At 65.8% G+C, this 17,669-nt stretch carries 17 protein-coding genes and 1 tRNA gene; 10 read left to right on the top strand and 8 right to left on the bottom strand.

Going from position 1 to position 17,669, the window contains the following annotated elements; genetic code table 11:
* Positions 1-20: 20 nt before the first annotated feature.
* From Q0316_RS10295 to Q0316_RS10305, 3 genes are all read right to left on the bottom strand, one after another.
* Positions 21-734, bottom strand: coding sequence for a hypothetical protein (locus Q0316_RS10295; RefSeq protein WP_298671928.1), 714 nt, complete (start codon positions 732-734; stop codon positions 21-23).
* A complete protein-coding gene (locus Q0316_RS10300; RefSeq protein ID WP_298671930.1) occupies positions 731-1,939 on the bottom strand; it encodes a toxic anion resistance protein in 1,209 nt (402 codons plus the stop codon). The genes Q0316_RS10295 and Q0316_RS10300 overlap by 4 nt, the downstream gene beginning before the upstream one ends.
* A 178-nt stretch (positions 1,940-2,117) precedes the next feature.
* Positions 2,118-2,191: transfer RNA gene (locus tag Q0316_RS10305), tRNA-Gly, on the bottom strand.
* Between the two features lie 69 nt (positions 2,192-2,260).
* Here Q0316_RS10305 and Q0316_RS10310 point away from each other — a divergent pair.
* The gene (locus Q0316_RS10310; RefSeq protein ID WP_298671933.1) at positions 2,261-3,397 is read left to right on the top strand and encodes an epoxide hydrolase family protein; all 1,137 of its coding nucleotides are present in this window, start codon (positions 2,261-2,263) and stop codon (positions 3,395-3,397) included.
* Between the two features lie 52 nt (positions 3,398-3,449).
* Positions 3,450-4,760 (top strand): isoprenylcysteine carboxylmethyltransferase family protein, encoded by a 1,311-nt coding sequence (locus Q0316_RS10315; protein WP_298671937.1) that lies wholly within the window; start codon positions 3,450-3,452, stop codon positions 4,758-4,760.
* Between the two features lie 52 nt (positions 4,761-4,812).
* Here the strand turns inward: Q0316_RS10315 and Q0316_RS10320 are convergent, their stop codons facing one another.
* The 4 genes from Q0316_RS10320 to Q0316_RS10335 all read right to left on the bottom strand — a co-directional run bounded on the left by Q0316_RS10320 (position 4,813) and on the right by Q0316_RS10335 (position 8,182).
* Positions 4,813-6,186, bottom strand: a complete 1,374-nt coding sequence (locus tag Q0316_RS10320) for a glutamate--cysteine ligase (protein ID WP_298671939.1) — start codon at positions 6,184-6,186, stop codon at positions 4,813-4,815.
* A gap of 32 nt (positions 6,187-6,218) precedes the next feature.
* A complete protein-coding gene (locus Q0316_RS10325) occupies positions 6,219-6,809 on the bottom strand; it encodes a septation protein IspZ (RefSeq protein ID WP_298671941.1) in 591 nt (196 codons plus the stop codon).
* A 70-nt stretch (positions 6,810-6,879) separates the two neighbouring features.
* On the bottom strand, positions 6,880-7,617 hold the full coding sequence (locus Q0316_RS10330) for a 16S rRNA (uracil(1498)-N(3))-methyltransferase (RefSeq protein WP_298672108.1): 738 nt from the start codon (positions 7,615-7,617) through the stop codon (positions 6,880-6,882).
* A gap of 157 nt (positions 7,618-7,774) precedes the next feature.
* Positions 7,775-8,182, bottom strand: coding sequence for a DUF2147 domain-containing protein (locus Q0316_RS10335; protein ID WP_298671944.1), 408 nt, complete (start codon positions 8,180-8,182; stop codon positions 7,775-7,777).
* Positions 8,183-8,294: 112 nt separating this feature from the next.
* Between Q0316_RS10335 and ubiA the strand changes: the two genes are divergently transcribed.
* A complete protein-coding gene (gene ubiA / locus Q0316_RS10340; RefSeq protein WP_298671946.1) occupies positions 8,295-9,209 on the top strand; it encodes a 4-hydroxybenzoate octaprenyltransferase in 915 nt (304 codons plus the stop codon).
* Position 9,210: 1 nt separating this feature from the next.
* Here ubiA and Q0316_RS10345 read toward each other — a convergent pair whose 3' ends face one another.
* The gene (locus Q0316_RS10345) at positions 9,211-9,699 is read right to left on the bottom strand and encodes a hypothetical protein (protein WP_298671948.1); all 489 of its coding nucleotides are present in this window, start codon (positions 9,697-9,699) and stop codon (positions 9,211-9,213) included.
* 75 nt (positions 9,700-9,774) lie between these two features.
* Here Q0316_RS10345 and Q0316_RS10350 point away from each other — a divergent pair, with 75 nt between their 5' ends.
* The 7 genes from Q0316_RS10350 (at position 9,775) to Q0316_RS10380 (ending at position 17,648) form a co-directional block, all read left to right on the top strand.
* Complete coding sequence (locus Q0316_RS10350; protein ID WP_298671950.1) at positions 9,775-9,972, top strand: inner membrane CreD family protein; 198 nt, start codon at positions 9,775-9,777, stop codon at positions 9,970-9,972.
* 13 nt (positions 9,973-9,985) lie between these two features.
* Positions 9,986-10,768, top strand: coding sequence for a succinate dehydrogenase iron-sulfur subunit (locus tag Q0316_RS10355; RefSeq protein WP_298671952.1), 783 nt, complete (start codon positions 9,986-9,988; stop codon positions 10,766-10,768).
* Between the two features lie 62 nt (positions 10,769-10,830).
* Complete coding sequence (locus tag Q0316_RS10360) at positions 10,831-11,292, top strand: PaaI family thioesterase (protein WP_298671954.1); 462 nt, start codon at positions 10,831-10,833, stop codon at positions 11,290-11,292.
* A 60-nt stretch (positions 11,293-11,352) separates the two neighbouring features.
* Positions 11,353-12,444 (top strand): cell division protein ZapE, encoded by a 1,092-nt coding sequence (zapE, locus tag Q0316_RS10365; protein ID WP_298671956.1) that lies wholly within the window; start codon positions 11,353-11,355, stop codon positions 12,442-12,444.
* A gap of 170 nt (positions 12,445-12,614) precedes the next feature.
* Complete coding sequence (gene mdh / locus Q0316_RS10370; protein WP_298671958.1) at positions 12,615-13,577, top strand: malate dehydrogenase; 963 nt, start codon at positions 12,615-12,617, stop codon at positions 13,575-13,577.
* Between the two features lie 122 nt (positions 13,578-13,699).
* Complete coding sequence (gene sucD, locus Q0316_RS10375; RefSeq protein ID WP_298671960.1) at positions 13,700-14,590, top strand: succinate--CoA ligase subunit alpha; 891 nt, start codon at positions 13,700-13,702, stop codon at positions 14,588-14,590.
* A 91-nt stretch (positions 14,591-14,681) separates the two neighbouring features.
* Complete coding sequence (locus Q0316_RS10380; protein WP_298671962.1) at positions 14,682-17,648, top strand: 2-oxoglutarate dehydrogenase E1 component; 2,967 nt, start codon at positions 14,682-14,684, stop codon at positions 17,646-17,648.
* Positions 17,649-17,669 lie beyond the last annotated feature (21 nt).

Genomic DNA, 17,669 nt, shown 5'->3' on the forward strand with positions numbered 1-17,669 from the left:
CACCGCCCAGGCGAAATGGCTCAGGATTCCTCGCCGCGATATTTGATTTCGAGATAGCGCCCGCGCGTGGCGAGCGAATCGAGATCGCCCTGCGCGAGTTCCTCGGACATCTGCCCGATCTCGCGCTCGATCAGTTCCAACCCGTCGACAAGCTGCCGATCCGGGGTCTTGCCGTTGCGCGGGGTGGCGCGCAATTCGCGCGGAACACGCTGATAATCACGGACGAATTCCGGAAGCTGCTCGCCCACCAGCCGGCGGATTTCGGCGGTGGCGGGTGTTTCCTGTTGCAGCGCGGCCAGTTGCGCGCCGAGCGTATCGAGCCGCACCCCGATCCGATCGGCGACCGATATCGCCGGTGCGGGAAGCGCCAGGCGTTGCGCGTCGAGCCAACGCGCGGTTTGCGTCGGCAGCGCGCGGATATCGGCCTGGCGCAATCGCTCCGGCGCGACCGGCGCGTCAGCCGGCCAGATCGCCAGCGTCACCGTCGCGGCGAGCAGCAGGGCCATCACCGCCGTCGCCCCCATGATGCCAAGCGGCATGACCAGCCCGATCGCCACCGCCGCGATCAGGATCACCGCATCGGCGATCGCGATCCGCGCCAGCCGTTGGCCGAGCCGCTTCGCGCCCGCGCCGCGCCGGCGACGCGCCATATAGTTGCTGTCGTAGCGCGCGCCGGTGATCCGCTCATATGCCGCGCGGGCCGCGGCGATCGTTTGATCCGGGGTGTCGTTCACACCGACTCCAGCTTGAAATCATCCTGCGGCGCGGCGATCTGGTTTTGCGCCGCACCCTCGGCCCGCGCGATATAGCCGCGCGATTTCTCCACTTCGCGGCCCAGCGTGTCGACCGTGGTTTTCATCGAATCGAGCGCCTTCATCTTGAATGTGTCGATCGCGTCCATCGTGTCGTAGATATTCTGGAATGCGCGTTGCAGCGTTTCCAGCGGGATCGCGGAAGACGCGGCCTGCTCATGGATGCGCGCGGTGTTCGCGCGCAGCAGCTTGCCGGTCGAATCGATGATGTTGGCGGTGGTGGTGTTGAGCTGGGTGATCTGATCGAGCACCAGCTTCTGGTTGGTCATCGCCTGCGCCACGGTGACGGCGGTGCGCAGCGCCGAAACGGTGGTGGTGGAGGCGCGATCGACGCCCTTGATAAGCTCGACATTGTTCTTCTTGACCAGATCGAGCGCGAGATAGCCCTGCACCGTCACCGCCATCTGCGTCAGCAGATCCTGCGTGCGCTGGCGGGCGTAGAACAACGCCGTCTCGCGGATCGCCTTCGCCTTGGCCGGCTCGGTCGCGTCGAGGTCGTTCGCCTTGTCCTCAAGCTTGCCGTCCATCAGCTTGGACAGATGGATCATCTGTTCCAGCCGGCCCATCGCGGACCACAGGTTCGCGCGCTCGGTGTCGATCGCGGCATTGTCCATCAGCAGTTCGTCCTTGCCCGATGCAAGGCTGCGCAGGATCGAGGAAATGTGCGTCTGGCTCGACTTATAGGAGTCGAAATAATTGCGCATCTTGTTGCCGAAGGGGATGATCCCGAACAGCTTCTGCGGCGCGGAGAGATTGCCCTTCCGGCCGGGATCCAGGTCTTCAACGACGCGGCGGAGCTGTGCCAGATCCTTGCCGACCCCGGTTTCCTGATCCATCGCGCGCACCGGGCGATCGAGGAAGCGGTTCGACTGGCCGGCGGCGTCGCGGATTTCCTTCGCGCCCATCGCGGTGATCGCATCGACGCGCTTGCCGAATTCGGGCGAATTGGCATCCTGTGCCACCAGTTGCTCGACGAAATGGTCGACGCGTTCCTCCAGCCTGGATTTCGTGCCATCGTCGACCGGGACGAGGCCGGCGGCCTTCTCGGCGGGCACGGTCGGAACCGGATCGGGCGGCGTCAGCTTCAACGCCGGCTCGTCGGTGATCGTCTCGGGGGTCGTCGCCATCATTTCCTCCAGCGCTCCGCGAACATGACGCGTTCGCGCATCGCATTCAACTGTATTGCATATGTAACACGGCAGCGATCCGGTTCAACAGGGTCAATGACACAGCTTCGCCACGCGATATTTCAGTCGTTACCTGGGGCGTCCGGACGGATACGAACATCAACGGACAATGGGAGGATGGAGCGGGTAACGGGAATCGAACCCGTGTATTCAGCTTGGAAGGCTGCTGCACTACCATTGTGCTATACCCGCGCGCCGGGCGCTCGCCTGCCACAGCAATGCCGCATGGGTCAACCATGGGCGTGAATTAGGGAGAGGATGATGAACGAGGCGATCACCCCGTATTACCTGAATGTCGCGCAGGCCGAACTGGACGATCTCGCAGCGCGCCTCGCGCTTACGCGCTGGCCCGAACCCGCGACGGTGGATGGCTGGGATCAGGGCGTGCCGCTCGATCGCGCGCGGGCGCTCGTCGCCTATTGGCGGGACAGCTATGACTGGCGCGCGTGCGAGGCGCGGCTCAACGCGATCGGCCAGTTTCGCACCACGATCGACGGCGCCGGCATCCACTTCCTCCACGTGCCTTCGCCCGAGCCGGATGCGCTGCCCCTCGTCATCACCCATGGCTGGCCGGGATCGGTGATCGAATTCCTGAAGGTGATCGGCCCGCTGACCGATCCCGCCGCGCATGGCGGGAACCCGCGCGATGCCTTCCATGTCGTGGTGCCCTCGCTCCCCGGTTACGGCTTTTCGGATCGCCCCGCGGATCGCTGGCCGGTTCCGCGCATCGCGGCGGCCTGGATCACGTTGATGAAGCGGCTCGGCTATGATCGCTTCGTCGCGCAGGGCGGGGACTGGGGCTCGGCGGTGTCTTCGGCGATCGGCGCGAGCGGCGATCCGGCGGTGGCGGGCATCCACGTCAACATGATCGTCTCGCCGCCCTCTCCCGAAGACATCGCCGGCGCGACGCCGCAGGAGCAGCAGGCATTGGCGTCGCTGCAACGCTATATGGCCGACGGCAATGGCTACGCCCGCCAGCAGGCTACCCGCCCGCAAACGCTGGGCTACGCCCTGACCGATTCGCCCGCCGGCCAGGCGATGTGGATCTTCGAGAAGTTCCGCGAGTGGAGCGATTGCGGCGGCGATCCGCTCAACGCGCTGACGATGGACGAATTGCTCGACAACATCATGCTCTACTGGCTGCCCGGCACCGCGGCTTCATCGGCACGGCTCTATTGGGAGAGCTTCAACGATTTCGCCGCCGGCAGGATCGAGGTGCCTGTAGCGTGCAGCCTGTTCCCCAAGGAGATTTTCGGTGCCTCGCGGCGTTGGGCTGCGCGGCGCTATCCGAACATCGTATATTGGGGCGAGCCGCCGCGCGGCGGCCATTTCGCGGCTTTCGAGCAACCCGAACTGTTCGTCGAGGAATTGCGCGCCGGTTTCCGCGCGATGCGCTGAACCCCGCATCCTTCACGCGATCCTTACCATTGCCGCGCTAGGCGAACGCGCGATGCTGCACGATCCCGCGCTTGCCCTGAACCTCGGCGCCGATGCGCGCCCCGCCTCCGCCGTGTCGCGCGGCGTAGGGATCGCCGGGCTCGCCGGGCTGATCGCGTGGATCGCGGTGGCGCGGCATTTCGGGATGGACGGCCCCTATGCCGCCCTGGTCAACGTCGCGGCCTGCGCCGTGCCGATGATCCTGTGGTCGCTGCTGGTCGACAAGGTGCACCGCAACCCCTCGACCGGGATCGACTGGGCCACGGCCAGGCCGTGGCGCGAAACGATCGACATCAGCCTCACCAAACTCACCGGCCTGTGGGTGACTTGGGCGGCGATCGCGCTGATCTATGCCACCGGGCGCTTCTATTGGGAGGGCAATTTCCAGTTCGCCATGTGGTGTTTCGAGCGTGCCGCGCCCTTCCTGTTTGCGCTCTCGATTCCCTATGTGCTGTGGCTCGACCGCCGGCTGATCGAGCCGCGCGACGGGGCATGGGCGCTGGGCGCATGGTTGCTCGGGCAGGGCAGGCCGGATCGCGAGGCGATATATAACCACCTGCGCTCATGGGCGGTGAAGGGCTTCTTCCTCGCCTTCATGCTGGCGATCGTGCCGCCCGGATTCGGCGAGTTCATCCGCACCGACACCTTCGGGCTGGTCACCGATCCCGTGCGGCTGGCGAACTGGCTCATCACCTTCATGTTCGTGATCGACGTGGCCTTCGCGACGGTGGGATATCTGCTGACCATGCGCCCGCTCGACGCGCATATCCGCACGGCAAACCCCTATGCGGCGGCGTGGATGGCGGCGCTGATGTGCTATCCGCCGTTCATCCTGATGGATGCGGGCGGCCCGCTCGATTATCATCCCGGCACCGCGGAATGGACATATTGGCTGGCGGGCCACCCGATCCTGCTCGCGGCGCTGGGCGCGGTGCTGGTGGCACTGACCGCGATCTACGCCTGGGCGACGGTGGCGTTCGGGATGCGCTTTTCGAACCTCACGCATCGCGGCATCCTGACGCATGGGCCATATGCGTGGTCGAGGCATCCGGCGTATCTGTCGAAGAACCTGTTCTGGTGGCTCTCCACCATCCCGATCCTGTCAACCGGCAGCCTCGTAGATGCGACGCGCGCGACGCTGCTGCTTGGTGTGGTCAGCGGCGTCTATTACTGGCGCGCGCGGACGGAGGAGCGCCACCTGTCCGCCGATCCCGATTATCGCGCCTATAGCGCGTGGATGGCGCGCAACGCGCCGGTGCCGCGCTTCTTCGCATGGGCGAGCGGCAAAGCTCGCGAAATTCACACGAGCGAATTATCGGGATGAACGAATAATAGCCATTAACGCGTTGAAATATATACACCACACTCAACGCACCTTAGAAGCTTTCCTCGCCATATACCCGCGACACATCGCCGCCCCATGCGCCGTGATAACGCTCCAGCAGCACCTCCGCCGGCACCTTGCCGCTGCGGACGATCTCCCGCAGCGGATCGAGGAAGCCGGTTTCGTTGTCGCCGGAGCGGCTGAGCCGCGCGCGCGCCGCGAGGCCGGCGCTGGCGATATCCAGCACCGCGCCCGCGATATCGCGCAGCGTGCCGCCGCCGGGGAGCGGCGCGGCGAGGCCGAGCTTCGGCGCGGCGCTCCGCAGCGCCTCGCGCTCCTCCATCGTCCAGTGCTTCACCATATCCCATGCCGCGTCGAGCGCGCCCTGATCGTAGAGCAGCCCCACCCAGAATGCCGGCAGCGCGCAGATGCGGCTCCACGGCCCGCCATCCGCCCCGCGCATCTCAAGGAAGGTCTTGAGCCGCACTTCGGGAAAAGCGGTGGAAAGGTGATCGTTCCAGTCCTCCATCGTCGGCTTCTCGCCGGGCAGGACGGGCAATTCGCCCTTCAGGAAATCGCGGAACGACAGGCCCGCCGCGTCGATATATCTGCCCTCGCGATAAGCGAAGTACATCGGCACATCGAGCATATATTCGGCGTAACGCTCATAACCGAAGCCATCCTCGAACACGAACGGCAGCATCCCCGTGCGCGCGGGATCGGTATCCGACCAGATATGGCTGCGATACGAAAGATAGCCGTTGGGCTTGCCTTCGGTGAACGGCGAATTGGCGAACAGCGCGGTGGCAAGCGGCTGAAGCGCGAGGCCGACGCGGAATTTCTGCACCATATCGGCTTCGCTGGCGTAATCGAGGTTCACCTGGATCGTGCAGGTGCGCAGCATCATGTCCAGCCCCATCGAGCCGACGCGCGGCATATGGCGCAGCATGATGGCGTAGCGGCCCTTGGGCATGATCGGCAGTTCGGCGCGGGTCTTGTCCGGCCACATGCCGAGGCCGAGGAAGCCGATGCCGAGCTTCTCCCCCGCCGCCTTCACCTGTTCCAGATGGCGCCCGGTTTCGGCGCAGGTCTGGTGAAGGTTGTCGAGCGGCGCGCCGGACAATTCGAACTGCCCCGCCGGCTCCAGGCTGACGGCGCCATCCGGGCCGGTAAGCGCGATGAGCTTGCCGCCCTCCTCCACCGGCTGCCAGCCATATTGCTGAAGCTCGGTCAGCAACGCGCGAATGCCGCCCGGCTCGTCCCATGACGGGGCATGATGATCGGCAATTGAATAGACGAACTTTTCGTGTTCGGTGCCGATGCGCCAGCGTTCCCTTGGCTTCTCGCCGCGCGCGAAGCTGGCAATTAGCTGATCGCGCGATTCGATGACCGGCGAGTTGCTTTCCGAAACGGTCTTGGTCGTCATGCTCGCGCCTTACGCGGGGATGAACGGGTCCGCTAGAGGGCCTGTTGCGCCCGCGCGCGACCGATCAGGTTGACCGTCAGGAACTGCGCCGCGAACAACAGCAGCTTCGAGGCGAGCGGGAAGATGCCGATGAAGGCGGGCCACGCCGCGGTGAAGGCCAGCGCGAACAGCAGGTTCAGCCCGGCGGTCAGCAGCATCAGCGCCGCCCAGACGAAGCCGAACAGCGTCATCAGATCGCCGATTCGCGCCAGATCCGCCGGCGAGACATAGCGGTTCATCCACCCCCGGCGCAGCATCGCCACCCCGACGACCGCATAGATGACGCTGGGCTTCACCATCACGAAACGTGCATCGCCGCCAAGTATCACCGCCCCTGCGGAGAGCAGGATCAGCGCGAGGCTCACCCATTGCAGCGCCGGCACGCGCCGATGCCGCAGAGCCTCCCACCCCACCACCGCGCAACCAACCGCCGCACCCACGATCGTCGCGGGAACCAGCGCAACATGCGCCGCCAGCAGGATCGCGAAGACGATCACGCCGAGCGAATCGAGCAGCAGTGGCACCAGAGCAGAGACAAGCGGCCTGAGCATGATCGTATCGCCCAATGTTTTCGCTGTTAACATCGTAATGCCGCGCGCCGCCGCCGGAGTCAATCACGAAGTTTCCGCCGTAAACATTGCGGCGGGGAGAGCGTTACCGCCAGTCGCCAGCGCCGGCCATCCATATCGCAACGGCAGCGGCGGCGGCGGTGTCCGCACGCAGGATGCGCGGGCCAAGCGAGATCGCCACCGCGCCCGGCGTCGCGCGAATCGCCGCGCGCTCATCATCATCGAAGCCGCCTTCGGGACCGATCAGGATCGCCGCCGCGCCCGGCTTCATCGCCACGCGCGCGGGCGCCCCGCCCTGCTCGTCGGCGAAATAGAGCGCGCGATCTGCCGGCCACTCCCGCAGCAACGCGGCGAGCTTCACAGGCTCCGCCACTTGCGGCAGCGCGGTGCGACCGCATTGCTCCGCCGCCTCGATCATATGCGCGCGCAGCCGATCGGTGTTCGGCTTGTCCACCACCGTGCGCCGCGTGACCACCGGCACCAGCCGCGCGACGCCAAGCTCGCACGCTTTCTCCGCCATCCAGTCGACGCGCCCCTTCTTGAGCGGCGCAGCGATCAGCCACAGATCGGGCACCGCCTCACGCGGGGCGAGTTGCTCGCGCACGTCGAGCATCACCTCGCGCCGCCCGACGCTTTGCGCCACCGCGAGCCATTCGCCGGTCGCGTCATCAAACAATTTCACCGGATCGCCCGGCTTCATCCGCATCACCTGCCCCAGATAATGCGCCGCTGGCCCGTCGATCCGCCGCGCGCCGGGCGCAAGCGGCTCGGCCACATAGAGGCGCGGCGTGGAGCGCGGCGGCCAGGCGGGAGTAGCGATCACTTCGTTCGGCCTCGTCCGATCATCCATCGCGCGAGCATGAACAGGAGGAAGCCGGCGAAGGCAATGCCGATCACCGCCAGCGTAATCACCCCCGCCACCCGCAGGATCGCGTAGAACAGGGCCTCGACGAATCGACCGATCGCTACCGACAGATGGATCAGCGGACGCGCTTCCAGCTTTGCGTCTTGCAGCCGAAGCCCGCGAACAGGCAGCCCGTGCCGACGATCGTGTCGCGATCGACCAGTTCCAGCGTGCCATCGAACGTCCTGTCGATATCCGGCACATAGACCTGGCCGTACCACAGGCCATCTTCCTCACGCTGAAAATCGTGAAACAATTCGGTGCCGATCAGCCGATCCGTGCCGCCGCGCGCGGCATCCGCCTTGGCCTTCTCGTTCGCCGCCACGACGCGACCGCACAACCCCCGCCCGCATGGCGCGATACGGATACGCACGCTATCCGCATCATTACGCCACGTGCCCGCGAGCGCCGGCCCGCGCTGCGCCGCGACCGGCATGGCAATCGAAACCAGCGCGGCCATCGCCGCGATCCGCATCAAGGACATACGCAAACACTCCCTTTCGCCGACGCCCATATCTAGGGGCAGCCGATCAGGAACGGCAAACCCTGCCAACCGGCTGTGGCGGAAGCGAGGCGCGGCGGATAGGAAGCATCGCGTGACCGACACATCCGATATCGTCCCCGATACGCAACATCGCGGGATCGTCGCCGCGCTCCCGGCGCGATTGCGCAACTTCGCGCTGCTCGCGCGCTTCGATCGCCCGATCGGCTGGTGGCTGCTGTTCTGGCCGGGCGCATGGGCGGTGGCGCTGGCTGGCGGCGCGGCGGAACGCTGGCCGCTGATCCTGTGGCTGCTCGCGGGCAGCATCGCGATGCGCGGCGCGGGCTGCGTCTATAACGATATCGTCGATCGCGAACTGGATGCGAGCGTCGCGCGCACGCGATCGCGCCCGCTGGCGAGCGGCGCGGTGTCACTCAAGGCGGCGTGGGCCTGGCTTGCGCTGCTCAGCCTCGTCGGGCTGGCGGTGCTGCTGCAACTGAGGGTGGATAGCGCGATCATCGCGGTCGCCAGCCTGGCGCTGGTCGCCGCCTATCCGTTCATGAAAAAGATCACCTGGTGGCCGCAGGCCTGGCTTGGCCTGGTGTTTTCATGGGCCGCGCTGGTCGGCTGGAACGAGGCATGGGGCGGGGTCGCGCTGCCGGGGCTGCTGCTCTACGCCGGGTCGATCTGCTGGGTGATCGGCTATGACACAATCTATGCCCTGCAGGATCGCGAGGATGACGCGCTGATCGGCATCCGTTCATCGGCGCTGGCGATGGGCAGGCATGTGGTGCCGGGGGTCTCCGCCTTCTACGCCGTGGCGCTGGCGCTGTGGAGTGGCGCCTTGTGGCTGGTTCGGCCCGATCCGCTGGTGTTCGTCGCGCTGTTGCCGATGGCGGCGCATCTCGGCTGGCAGGTGCTGACGCTCCGGCCCGACGATGGCGCCGGCGCCCTCGCCCGCTTCCGCGCCAACCGTTTCGCGGGGCTGCTGATGTTCCTCGCCTGCGCCGTGGTCGGCACGCGGCTGTAGCTCACACCTTGCATCCCTTCCCGCGTGCAAGGCCGCGCAGGAAGCCACGCCGCGCCAGCCCGGCATAGGTCGCCGCCTGCATCCGGCGCTGCGCGGCGGCGGCGCCGCTCACCTCGCGCACCAGCCCGCGGAACGGGATGATCGTATCGACCACCGTTTCCCCGGCCACCTTGGCGATCTGCCCCGCCTTTGTGCCCGATACCGGCGCCGCTTCGCCGAAATCGGGGCCAAGCGCCGCATCGAGCGCGGCGATACCATGTGAAAGCTGGGCGCACGAAGCGGTGCCCTGCATGGCATAAGGCGCGGCGGCGGCGCGCTGGAGCACCGGCGGCACCTTCTTGTTGGCGATGCCCACATCATGCGCGGGACGCGCGGCGATCTTCCCCGCTTCGGACAGGGTGGAGGCGTTGTTGTCCTGCACTTCCTGCGCGGAAAGCGCGGCGGGCAGCGCCACGGCAATCACCCCCAGAACCGCGATGGCGATACGCATCGTTCGTTTCCCCTTTTTCCGATTCGGCCCGCACCCTCCGCATGTCGCACGGGCAATCGCCGATTGAACGCAGCAATGCGCGGTGCGATCCGTCCGCGCGGCACATCGCAAAGCGCGCCCGCGCGTTGCACGATCGCGCGCCTTTCGCTCAGCCGTGAAGCCTATTCATTGCCGATTGGAGCGATTCTCCTGTTTGCGGCACTGGCCTGCATCATGTACCTGACGCGAAATCTCGACTGGAGCGGCCTCCGCTCCGCGACCGCAACAGACTGAATCGGGAAGAACGATGGCCGAATTCACCTTGCCCGCGAACAGCAAGATCAAGGGCGGACGGAAAATCCCCTCGCCCCAGCCCGGCGGCAAGATGCGCAATTTCAAGATTTATCGCTACGATCCCGATTCGGGCGAGAATCCGCGCTACGACACGTTCGAGGTGAATCTCGACGAATGCGGCCCGATGGTTCTGGACGCGCTCATCAAGATCAAGAGCGAGCAGGATGCGTCGCTCACCTTCCGCCGCTCGTGCCGCGAAGGCATTTGCGGCTCGTGCTCGATGAATATCGACGGCAAGAACGGCCTCGCCTGCACCACCGCGATCGAGGACATGAAGGGCGAGGTGAAGATCACCCCGCTGCCTGCGATGGACGTTATCAAGGATCTCGTCCCGGATTTCACGCATTTCTACGCGCAATATGCCTCGATCACGCCGTGGTTGCAGACCGTGACGCCGGCGCCCGCCGGCAAGGAACGGCTCCAGTCGCCCGAGGATCGCGCCAAGCTCGACGGCTTGTACGAATGCATCCTGTGCGCGTGCTGCTCCACCTCCTGCCCGAGCTACTGGTGGAACAGCGACAAGTTCCTCGGCCCGGCGATCCTGCTCCAGGCCTATCGCTGGCTGGCCGACAGCCGCGACGAGATGACCGGCGAGCGGCTCGACGCGCTGGAAGATCCCTTCCGCCTGTATCGCTGCCACACGATCATGAATTGCGCCAACGCCTGCCCGAAGGGCCTCTCCCCGGCCAAGGCGATCGCGGAAATCAAGAAGATGGAAGCCGAACGCGTCGTCTGATGCGGCCCTTTTGGAATGCACCTGCGATGCATGTCGCACCGTAGGTGCCGCCGGAAAACAGAATGACCGAGCCGAAACCTGAATTCCTCTACGAGGAGCACCCCGATCATCCCGGCTGGATGAAATGGGGGTTCAAGGATTCGACGCGCTACAACGCGTTCCTCGGCGACATGATCGTCCGCGTGGAGAACGGCATCGCCCACGTGCGGATGACGCCGGAGCGGCAACACTCAAATCTCGCCAATGTCGTTCACGGCGGGGCGATGCTGGGCTTCATCGACGTATCGCTATTCGCCGCCGCGCGCAGCTTCGGCCTGGTTGCGGCGGGCACCGCCGTGACGCTCGATCTCAACACCCATTTCATCGGCGGCGGCAAGATCGGCGAGCCGCTGGAGGCGCGGGTGGAGTTGTTGCGCGAAACCGGGCGGATGCTGTTCCTGCGCGGGCTGATCGTGCAGGGCGATGATGCCGGCGTGGTGGCCGAATTTTCCGGCACGATCAGAAAGCCCGGCGCGAAACGCTGACTCGCTATCAAGGCCGGGTCGCCCCGCTCATCGCGCCGGGGCGGCGAATGGAGCAGATAATTGGGTAAAGTCCTTTCCGCTTATGACGCGCTGATCGCTGCCGGAGAATTGCGCCCCGATGCCGAGCAGGGCGCCGCCGCGCGCCGGCTCGACGCGCTGGCGAGCGAACTGGAAAATCCAAAGACCAAGGGACTGTTCCGCCGCCGCCCCGTGCCGCCGCGCGGCATCTATCTGTGGGGCGATGTCGGTCGCGGCAAATCAATGCTGATGGATCTGTTCTTCGCCAATGTGGCCTGTCAGCGGAAACGCCGGGTCCATTTCGGCGAGTTCATGCTTGAGGTCCATGGCCGCATCGCGATCGAGCGCCGCAAGGAAGCGGGCGACCCGATCATCCCCGTCGCCACCGCGCTGGCGGCGGAGGCGCAATTGCTCGCGTTCGACGAGATGATGGTGACCAATTCGCCGGACGCGATGATCCTGTCACGGCTGTTCACCGCGCTGATCGAAATGGGCGTTACCGTCGTCACCACATCGAACCGCGTGCCCGCCGACCTCTACAAGAACGGGCTCAACCGCGAACATTTCCTGCCGTTCATCGCGCTGATCGAGCAGCGGCTCGACGTGCTCGCGCTCAACGGCCCGGTCGATTACCGCCGCGACCGGCTAGGGCAACAGGATACCTGGCTGGTCCCCAACGGCGCGAAGGCAACCGCCGAACTGTCCGCCGCCTTCTTCCGCCTCACCGATTATCCGCCCGAGGATCGCGCTCACGTGCCAAGCGAGGATATTCTCGTGCAGGGCCGCGCGCTGCATGTGCCCAAATCGCTGAAGGGCGTCGCGGTGTTCAGTTTCAAGCGGCTATGCGCGGAGGCGCGCGGCAGCGCGGACTATCTGGCGATCGCAAGACGCTATCACACCGTCATCCTCGTCGGCGTGCCCGTGCTCGGCCCGGAAAACCGCAACGAGGCGGCGCGCTTCGTCAGCCTGATCGACGCGCTGTACGAATATAAGGTGAAGCTGCTCGCCGCGGCGGACGCGCAGCCGGACCAGCTTTATCCGAGCGGCGACGGGCGGTTCGAATTTCAGCGCACCGTCAGCCGGCTGGAGGAAATGCGCTCCGAGGAATATCTCGCGACGGGCCACGGGAACTGAGCCGAGCCGGCAATGGAACAGCTTGAAACGCGATGAAATGCACCTTATTGCTATTGCGAACTGATTGCAGTAAATTCCTTAACCTGCGATCTTTATAGGTTGCCCCCAGCGTCGGATGGGCGTAGGCGACCTATCCATTCACGCCGCAACTACTGACGGAAAGGGATGGAATGGCCCGCAAGAAGATCGCGCTGATCGGCGCCGGAAACATCGGTGGCACGCTCGCGCATTTGGCGGCCCTCAAGGGCCTTGGTGATATCGTCCTGTTCGACGTGGTCGAAGGCGTGCCGCAGGGCAAGGCGCTCGATCTGTCGCAGTGCGGACCCGTAGAGGGCTTCGATGCGAAGATCACCGGCACGAACGATTACAAGGATATCGCGGGCGCCGATGTCATCATCGTCACCGCCGGCGTCGCCCGCAAGCCGGGCATGAGCCGTGACGACCTGCTCGGCATCAACCTGAAGGTGATGAAGTCGGTCGGCGAGGGCATCAAGGCCAATGCCCCCAACGCTTTCGTCATCTGCATCACCAACCCGCTCGACGCGATGGTGTGGGCGCTGCGCGAATTCTCCGGCCTGCCGCACAACAAGGTCGTCGGCATGGCCGGCGTGCTCGACTCGGCACGCTTCAGCCACTTCCTCGCCGACGAATTCGGCGTGTCGGTGAAGGACGTGAACACCTTCGTGCTCGGCGGCCATGGCGACACGATGGTGCCGGTGCTCGAATATTCCACCGTCAGCGGCATCCCGGTCAGCGATCTGATCGCGATGGGCTTCTCCACCAAGGAGAAGGTCGACGAGATCGTGAAGCGCACGCGCGGCGGCGGCGGCGAGATCGTCGCGCTGCTCAAGACCGGCTCGGCCTATTACGCGCCCGCCACCAGCGGCATCGCGATGGCGGAAGCCTATCTCTACGATCAGAAGCGCATCCTGCCGTGCGCGGCCTATCTCTCGGGCCAGTATGGCGTCGACGATCTCTATGTCGGCGTGCCGGTGGTGATCGGCGCGGGCGGCGTGGAGAAGATCGTGGAGGTCAAGCTCGGCGACGACGCCAAGGCCGGCCTTCAGGTCTCGGTCGACGCGGTGAAGGAACTTCTCGTCGCCTGCAAGGGCATCGACGAAACACTGAAGTGATCGTGCCCCCGGCCCCGTCGACGCGGGGCCGGGCCACCGAAAGAGACAACCCGGCTCCCGCGCGCGCGGGAGCGCAGTCCCGGCCCCCGGTTACGCGGGAGCACAAGAAGTTGGGAACCCGCATGAGCATTCTCGTCGATAAGAACACCAAGGTCATCACCCAGGGGATGACCGGCAAGACCGGCACCTTCCACACGAAGGCCGCGCTTGATTACGGCACGCAGATGGTCGGTGGCGTGACGCCGGGCAAGGGCGGCACGATCCACGAAGAACTCGGCCTGCCGAACTTCGACACCGTCGCCGAAGCCGTCGCCAAGACCGGCGCGACCGCCAGCGTGATCTACGTGCCGCCGCCCTTCGCGGCAGACTCGATCCTTGAGGCGATCGACGCCGAAGTGCCGCTGATCGTCACGATCACGGAGGGCATTCCGGTGCTCGACATGGTGAAGGTGAAGCGCGCGCTTTCCGGCAGCAAATCGCGGCTGATCGGCCCGAACTGCCCCGGCGTGCTGACGCCGGGCCAGTGCAAGATCGGCATCATGCCGGGCAACATCTTCAAGCAGGGCTCGGTCGGCGTCGTCTCGCGCTCGGGCACGCTCACCTATGAGGCGGTGTTCCAGACCTCGAACGCCGGCCTTGGGCAGACCACCGCGGTCGGCATCGGCGGCGATCCGGTCAACGGCACGAACTTCATCGACGTGCTCGAACTGTTCCTCGCGGACGAGGCGACCAAGTCGATCATCATGATCGGCGAGATCGGCGGCTCGGCCGAAGAAGAAGCGGCACAGTTCCTTCGCGACGAGGCGAAGCGCGGTCGCAAGAAGCCGATGGCCGGCTTCATCGCGGGCCGCACGGCGCCTCCGGGCCGCCGCATGGGCCACGCCGGCGCGATCGTGTCGGGCGGCCAGGGCGGCGCGGAAGACAAGATCGCGGCGATGGAAGCAGCCGGCATCAAGGTTGCGGCGAGCCCGAGCGAACTCGGCTCGACGCTGCTTGAGGTGCTGAAGGGCTAAATTGATGTGTCAGGCCGCCGCCCCCGGCGCAGTGCGGGGGGCCGGCGGCCTGAGGCTCCGGCACCTGCCGGGGCGGCGGAGTTGAGTTGAAATGGGCTACGAAGGCCAGGATTTCTCGGATATCGCAGGCGGCGTTTCGCCCGCGTTCATCGACGCGCTCTATGCGCGCTACAAGACCGCGCCGGAAAGCGTTGAGCCGGGCTGGCGCGGCTTCTTCGAGGGGCTGGAGGGTGCCGCGACCGGCCCCTCGTGGGAAAGCGACCGCTGGCCGCTGACCACGACCGACGACCTGACGGCAGCGCTCGACCCGACCCAGATGGAGCCGGCGCCCAGGCCCGCCAAGGGCAAGCCCGCCGCCGCCGCGTCGGCGCCCGCCCCCAGCCAAGATGCGATCGTCAAGGCCGCCGCCGATGCGATCCGCGCGCAGATGCTGATCCGCACCTATCGCGTGCGCGGGCACCTCGCCGCCAATCTCGATCCGCTCGGCCTGTCGGGCCTGCGCGAGCTGCCGGCGGACCTCACCACCGAATATCACGGCTTCTCCGACGCCGATCTCGATCGCCCGGTCTATCTCGGCGGCACGCTAGGCCTGCAATGGGCCTCGGTGCGCGAACTGGTCGCGATCCTGCGCGCCAATTACTGCGGCAACGTCGGCCTTGAATATATGCACATCGCCGACGTGGAGGAGCGCCGCTTCCTCCAGGAGCGCATGGAAGGCAAGGACAAGGCGATCCAGTTCACCGCCGACGGCAAGAAGGCGATCCTGAACAAGGTGATCGAGGCCGAGCAGTGGGAACGCTTCCTCGGCAAGAAATATGTCGGCACGAAGCGCTTCGGTCTCGACGGCGGCGAAAGCATGATCCCGGCGCTGGAAAGCGTCATCAAATATGGCGGCCAGATGGGCGTCAACGAAATCGTCTACGGCATGGCCCATCGCGGCCGGCTCAACGTGCTCGCCAACGTCATGGCGAAGCCGCTGCGCGTGATCTTCCACGAATTCGCCGGCGGCTCGGCCAACCCCGATGATATCGGCGGTTCGGGCGACGTGAAATATCACCTCGGCACCTCCACCGACCGCGAGTTCGACGGGCACAAGGTCCACATGTCGCTCGTCGCCAACCCGTCGCACCTTGAAGCGGCGGACCCGGTGGTGCTCGGTAAGACCCGTGCGATCCAGACGATCGCGGGCGATCTGGCCGAACATTCGAAGTCGCTCCCCGTGCTGATCCACGGCGACGCGGCCTTCGCCGGCCAGGGCATCGTATGGGAATGCTTCGGCTTTTCCGACATTCGCGGCTACAACACCGGCGGCTGCCTGCACTTCGTCATCAACAACCAGATCGGCTTCACCACCAGCCCGCAGTTCGCGCGCTCCTCGCCCTATCCGTCCGATGTGGCGAAGGGCGTGCAGGCGCCGATCTTCCATGTGAACGGCGACGATCCCGAAGCCGTGACCTTCGCGTGCAAGATGGCGATCGAATATCGCCAGACCTTCCACCGCGACGTGGTGATCGACATGTGGTGTTATCGCCGCTTCGGCCACAACGAGGGCGACGAGCCGAGCTTCACCCAGCCGCTGATGTACAAGGCGATCCGCAGCCATCCGCCGGTGAGCGAGATTTACGGCCAGCGCCTGATCGCCGAAAAGGTGATCGACCAGGCGTGGATCGACGAAACCGTGAAGCAGCAGACCACGCTGCTCGAAGGCGAGTTCGAGGCCGGCGCCAGCTACAAGCCGAACAAGGCGGACTGGTTCGCCGGTCGCTGGTCCGGCCTGTCCGTCCCGGCTGACCCCGAAAGCGCGCGCCGCATCGCCGACACCGGGCTGGAGCCGAAGCTGTTCGACGCGCTAGGCCGCCTGCTGACGACTGTTCCGGATTCGATCTCGATCCACAAGACGCTCGCCCGCGTGCTCGACGCCAAGCGCGAGATGTTCCGCTCCGGCGAGCATTTCGACTGGGCGACCGGCGAGGCGCTGGCTTATGGCGCGCTCTTGTCGGAAGGCTATGGCGTCCGCCTCTCGGGGCAGGATTCCGGGCGCGGCACCTTCTCGCAGCGCCATGCCGTGTGGGTCGATCAGAATGACGAGCACAAATATGTGCCGCTGGCGAACGTCGAACATGGCCGGTTCGAGGTGCTGGACAGCCCCTTGAGCGAATATGGCGTGCTCGGCTTCGAATATGGCTATGCGCTCGCCGATCCAAAAACGCTGGTGCTGTGGGAGGCGCAGTTCGGCGATTTCGTCAACGGCGCGCAGATCATGATCGACCAGTTCATCGCGAGCGGCGAGGCGAAATGGCTGCGCGCCAACGGCCTCGTCATGCTGCTGCCGCATGGTTACGAAGGGCAAGGGCCGGAGCATAGCTCCGCGCGGCCGGAACGGTTCCTCCAGCTCTGCGCCGGCGACAATATGCAGGTCGCGAATTGCACCACGCCGGCGAACTATTTCCACCTGCTGCGCCGGCAGATGCACCGTTCGTTCCGCAAGCCGCTGGTGGTGTTCACGCCGAAATCGCTGCTGCGCCACAAGATGGCGGTATCAAGCGCGGCGGACTTCCTCGGCGACAGCCACTTCCGCCGTATCCTGTCCGATCCGTCGGCCCCGGCGGACGTGGATACGAAGCGGGTGGTGCTGTGCACCGGCAAGGTCGCCTATGATCTGATCGAGGCGCGCGACGCGGCGGGTGACAAGAACACCCAGATCATCCGCATCGAGCAGCTCTATCCCTTCCCCGGCGAGCCGCTGACCGCGCGCCTGGCGCGGATGCCGAACGTTGAGGAAGTGATCTGGGCGCAGGAAGAACCGCGCAACAACGGCTATTGGTTCTTCGTCGAGCCTTATATCGAGCAGGCGCTGGTCAACGCGAAAAGCCCGGTGAAGCGCCCGCGCTACGCCGGTCGCGCCGCCGCCGCATCGCCCGCGACCGGGCTGATGAAGCGCCACCAGGCCGAACAGGGCGCGCTGGTGGCCGATGCGCTCGGCCACAATGTTCGCGAGGAAATCCGCCGCACCCGCGAGGGCGATTCGGCGAAGAAGACCGGCAACGCCGGCGCGTGACCTTTCCGTTGCCCCGGCGCT

The organism is uncultured Sphingomonas sp. (assembly GCF_937871615.1).
Classification (GTDB): domain Bacteria; phylum Pseudomonadota; class Alphaproteobacteria; order Sphingomonadales; family Sphingomonadaceae; genus Sphingomonas.